Below are 4777 nucleotides of genomic sequence, written 5' to 3'. Positions count from 1 at the left end.
CTGCTCCACGCAGCGCCTCCACGACCCCCCACCGGTCATCAGACCCGGAAGGAAAGGCCATGCCACTGCAGTATTTCGACGTCATCGAGGGCCGAACACCTGGTGAGATCAAAGCGCTGCTCGACACAACGCACGCGGCCACAGTGGAGGCGTTCGGAGTGCCCGAGCGAGACCGGTACCAGGTTGTGCGGAGCCACCCCGCCGACGAAATCGTTGCACTCGACACCGGTCTGGGCATCAATCGGTCCGACCGGATGGTAATAATCCACGTGGTCAGCCGCAGGCGCAGCCGTGCGCAGAAGGAGAGGCTTTACGCGCTGCTGGCCGAGCGGCTGCGACGCGACTGCGGTCTCGACCCGGCTGATCTGATCGTCTCGGTGACCGAGAACGATGACGAGGACTGGTCCTTCGGGTCGGGCCGAGCTCAGTTCCTGACCGGAGAGTTGCACTGAGCGCTCGGCGTGATTCCCTCCGTTGTCGCCGGCTCGCTGCCTTGCGGTAGCCGTGTTTGAGTGCTGCCAGCGGATTGTCTCCGCTACCCGTTGCCCGGCTGCGAAGTCCCCAGGCCCAGGCCTTGGGCGACGCGCGCGCCGAGGTCGGGATCCACTTTCGTCCAGTAGTCGTTGATCGCGCGTTCCTGGACGAAGCGCTCCACTCCCTGGCTCAGCTGCCAGACGATGTTGTCGACCAGATGGTCCCGGTCGGTCGGCGTCATCACCTGGCGGTAGAGCGTGCCGGGCAGTCCGACGGCTTCACGTCTTCGCACTGAGTCGATCAGCCAGCAGACCCATCTGCCAGCAGGACAACCTCATCGGTTTCGGGGTCGAACCTCAGCACAGGGTGCTCAGCGTCTCCCTCCGGGCGTCATCACCACCGCCTTGCCCAACCTGCGTCCGAGAACTCCCAGCCATCCGCACAGCACATCCAACCGTGCCTGCCCCTGCAACTCCCTCAGATCGACATCGAAGTCGATCTCCTCGGACGCATGGAAGCGGAAGATGGCCAGCACGCCGGCCGCCGGCCAGACCCTCAGCTCCGGGCACTCGGCGTCGGCGGGACGAGACAGCACCGCCTCCGCTCGAGGCATCGGCTTCACGACCGCGCCCTCGGAGTACTGCCACGGCCAACCGCTTGCAGAGACCATGTCGAGAACAGACTGCCAGTCCTCCACCGAGGCATCGGTGACACTGACGTCCGGCAGCGCCCCCATCACATCGGGATCGAAAAAGCACTGCACGTCATTCCACACCAGATCAGACACCCCGCCATGCTGCCGGGTTCCCCGTTCCCGCGCAGCCCGGTTTTTCCCGACAGACCCCGCACCCCGACCTGTTTCCGCACCCCCGTCTGGCCAACTACCACCCGGCAAAGTGGCCAACCAGAAATCGACGTGAGCGCGCGACCTGCACCTCCGCGCGATCGGCTGGCCAACTATCAGTCGTGATCACAGGTGTTGTGACCACGGCCGATAGATGGCGAGTGCCGGGTCGTAGCTGGCGAGTCAGCCCCGCTGGAGAGTGTTCCGCCGTGAGCCGTGACACGTTGGTTGGAACCTGGCCACGAGGACTGGCACCGGGGTCGGCTCGACGGCGAGAACACCTCCATCAACTGCTTCCTGGCCAGGTCAGACCCTGTGGTACGGTCCGCGGCCGGTTCCAACAAGCGTGACAACTCGCCGCAGGTGCCAACAAGACTGTCCCGTCGGTTCCAACTCCGCTGTCCCGCTGGACGAAGAAGTGCAGGTCACCGCGCCCTTCCGGTTCCAATTAACGTGGCACGGCACACGCCGGTCGACCTCGCGCCATGTAGATCGCGTAGGCCTGGTGCAGCGCCGTTGTCGGCACCGCCGAGGAAGCCGCGTGCTGCGCCACCCGCGACACCACGCCCGGCACTATGAGCTGTCAGCGGCTCTGGGGCCAGCGCGACGACGCGCACTGGCCCCAGATTCATGCGTGGCCATGGCGGGAGGTGCTGGGCCGGGCTACCTGGCGAAGTGCTGCTGCCACTTGGTCCGGCAGTCGATGGGGTGCTGCAGCGCGGTGTCCAGAAGGTGGATGCCGTCGCGGAACGCGGCGAACCCGACGGACTCCCAGTACGCGACGCCGTCGCCACCGCACAGGGCCTACGCCCGTCCAACCCGCGCTGCGGCAGGCTCACATACCCGTCCGCCCAACGCCGGGAGTTGGCCCCGTCCGATCTGCCGGGCAGAACTATGACGCTTTCCGACGGCGGAGTCATCATCGACCTCACCGGTCGGCAGGGGAAACCGCCACCGTGGACGAGGTGATCGCCCTGGACTCGGTCCTGCGCAAGGCCGGAGCCCTGGAGAAACTGCCCGTCCCAATGGACCGCGCCCGCTGGTGAGCACGGCCATGGCCTCCCTTAGGGGTGTCGTTAACGATCGTGGCACCGGCCCCAATTGGGGCCGGTGCCACGATCGTTAACGACACCCCTAATCGGCGAGTTAGGCCGCGTCAGTGCAGGTCAGGGATATCCGGTGTTTTTTCGGCGATTACTACGGAGACCCACATTCGGCCTCGGCGTCGCCGACAGGCCAGGGCGCGCGGTGGAGTCAGAAGCCGATGGGGCTGACGAAGGTTTCGGGGCTGGATGTGGTGCCGGCCCGGTGCCACAGGGCGCCGCCGTAGGGCCAGTCGAGGGTGACGTGCGTGGTCTCGTCGGGCGGGGTGATCAGGACCTTGCTCGGTGCGAACGGACGGGTGTCCGTGGTGTTGGCGGGGATCGGCAGGATGGTCATGGTGATCGAGGCCGTGCCGTCACCGGGCTTCAGGGTGATGGTGCTCGCTTTATCCGTGGAGCGGGGCAGGTCCCAGGTTTCTCCGGACTTGCTGATCAGGCGGACGCCCGGGAAGCCGTACAGGGTGCAGGTGCGCCCACCGCTGTTCGTCAGCGTCACTTCCGCGATCTGCTGATTGGTGGCGTTCATGTCGGGGCTGCCGGCACTCCAGCTGAACTTCAGTTCGCTGGTGTGGCAACGACTGCTCGCGGCGGAAGACGACGCATTGGCAGCGTCGGTCGGTCGGCGAGTCCCCTGCGTGCTCACGCCGCCGCTGCTGCCCCCGGTTGAGGTGCTGGACAGCGTTGTCGTGCTGCCGGTGTCGGTGGATGTGGGGGCCTGGGAGCTGCTCTGGGTGGCCGGGGCGGCGGTGCCGCTGAGCGTGGCCGGGGCGGCCGAGCCCGAGCCGCTGCATGCGGTGGCACCGGCACCGAGCGCGACGACGGCCAGCACAGCGGCGGTGCAACGGACGGCGCGGTTCAGCTTGGCGGTCATGGTTCCCCATTCTTCCAGCACCGGGCTCTCACCCCGGCGCTCACTGTGTCGAGTGCGTCTTTCGGTTAGGTGTGATGAGCCCTCGCAGGACGGAGTTCACGGGAAAACGTCCGGAACCTGTAACAGCCGTCCACCCCGTCACCCCCGCTCGACCAGAGCACTCGACCGTTGCGGGTGCGCGCAAAGCTGGAAGACGCTGGCATCGCACTGGTCGCCAAGGATCCTGAGGCGCCTGTCCCGGCCGCGCACCGGATGCCCACCAGAAAACGGCTGCTCACCGGCCTGCCGCAGGGACGCCGACCGCCGCCGGAGCCAGGCCCGGGACTCTTCGCCGGCGTACGTGCGCCCTCCACTCTCGGGGCGCCTTCAGCCACGGGCGTCTGGACCTCGGTGACGGTCGGGATGCGCGGGTGTTGCGCGGGGCCCGCAGCCGGATCGCCCGCCGGGCCTCCGGCTTGCCCTTGCTGACATGGTGAAGAAACGGCTTCCACGCGGTGCTGCGTCGCCCGGCCGGCTGCCAGACCATCAGCAGCTCACCCAGGTCGACGCCGTGGCGGGCGGCGTGCTGGTAGAAGGCGCTGACGGCGGAGAGCTTTCGATTCACCGTCGCCTCGCCGCAGTGATGCTCGACCGAGGGCAGCGCAGCGACAGCCCCGGTGCGGACCATCGGCGGTAACCGGAGCCAGGCGACGAATTCACCCACGTCCTCCAGCCGGACTTCGCGCCAATCCAGCCCTCGTACGCCGAGGAAGCTGAACCAGTCCTTCAGATCGTGGGCATACGCCTTGACCGTGTTCGGGGACCGCTCGATGTCGGTCAGGTAGGCCAGGTACCGCTCAATCGGCTCGACCGGCGCAGCGTCGTCACCGAGCACCGTCCATGACTCAAGCGGTGAGGAGGGCATCACCACACGCTGAACAAGCATCGGACCTCCGGGGAATCTGCGTGATGGACGGCTGCAGATAACCACATCCACCAGGCAGATCCAGGCGGTTCACCAGCCTTTGCTTAACATGAAGGACACCCTTGGGGCGGCTCAAGATAACAAAGGTGTCAAGCCCCGGGTTTCGTGGAGAGTGGGTTAGCTGGTTTTCAGGGCGGGTTCGGGGGTGCGGGTTGTTGCGTGGAGAGCCTCGTACTCGGCGGGCGGAACGTGTCCCAGCTCGCCGTGGAGCCGTCGCTGGTTGAACCAGTCGATGTACTCGGCGACAGCGACTTCGAGGTCGTTGATGCCGGTCCAGGGTCCCTTGTTGCGGATCAGTTCAGCCTTGAACAAACTGTTGAATGCCTCCGCGAGGGCGTTGTCATATGAGTCGCCCTTGGAGCCGACCGAGGCGACGGCCTGAGCCTGCTCGAGGCGCTCGGTGTAGCGGATAGCGCGGTATTGCCCGGGTTCAAGGGGTCGTCGCAACACTGCCTTGTTGAATCGAGAGTAGCTGTTCGTTGAGGGCTTCGGCGGGTGTCTTCCATCCGAGGGTCTTGCGG

General features: G+C 66.4%; 5 protein-coding genes and 1 pseudogene. 1 reads left to right on the top strand and 5 read right to left on the bottom strand.

Annotated elements, in window-relative coordinates; genetic code table 11:
• The first annotated feature begins 59 nt into the window (after window positions 1–59).
• On the top strand, window positions 60–452 hold the full coding sequence (locus EFK10_RS45755) for a tautomerase family protein (RefSeq protein ID WP_127361542.1): 393 nt from the start codon (window positions 60–62) through the stop codon (window positions 450–452).
• An 83-nt stretch (window positions 453–535) separates the two neighbouring features.
• On the opposite strand, the gene EFK10_RS45750 is transcribed toward EFK10_RS45755, so the two are convergent.
• From EFK10_RS45750 to EFK10_RS45730, 5 genes and pseudogenes are all read right to left on the bottom strand, one after another.
• A complete protein-coding gene (locus EFK10_RS45750; protein ID WP_206305849.1) occupies window positions 536–766 on the bottom strand; it encodes a catalase-related domain-containing protein in 231 nt (76 codons plus the stop codon).
• An 8-nt stretch (window positions 767–774) separates the two neighbouring features.
• A pseudogene (locus tag EFK10_RS45745) lies at window positions 775–1261 on the bottom strand (hypothetical protein).
• Window positions 1262–2572: 1311 nt separating this feature from the next.
• A complete protein-coding gene (locus EFK10_RS45740; protein ID WP_127361541.1) occupies window positions 2573–3292 on the bottom strand; it encodes a DUF4232 domain-containing protein in 720 nt (239 codons plus the stop codon).
• A 274-nt stretch (window positions 3293–3566) separates the two neighbouring features.
• Window positions 3567–4196 carry a site-specific integrase gene (locus EFK10_RS45735; RefSeq protein ID WP_206305848.1) on the bottom strand — a complete coding sequence of 210 codons (630 nt, stop codon included), beginning with the start codon at window positions 4194–4196 and terminating at the stop codon, window positions 3567–3569.
• Between the two features lie 177 nt (window positions 4197–4373).
• Window positions 4374–4703: an integrase core domain-containing protein gene (locus EFK10_RS45730; RefSeq protein WP_164836468.1), complete on the bottom strand. Its 330-nt coding sequence runs from the start codon at window positions 4701–4703 to the stop codon at window positions 4374–4376.
• Between the last annotated feature and the right edge of the window lie 74 nt (window positions 4704–4777).

The sequence above is a fragment of the Streptomyces soli genome, from assembly GCF_003999195.1.
In the GTDB taxonomy this organism is placed as follows: Bacteria; Actinomycetota; Actinomycetes; order Streptomycetales; family Streptomycetaceae; genus Actinacidiphila; species Actinacidiphila soli.
The sequence above is the reverse complement of the archived record's forward strand: the minus strand, read 5'-3'. Positions and strand labels throughout refer to the sequence as shown.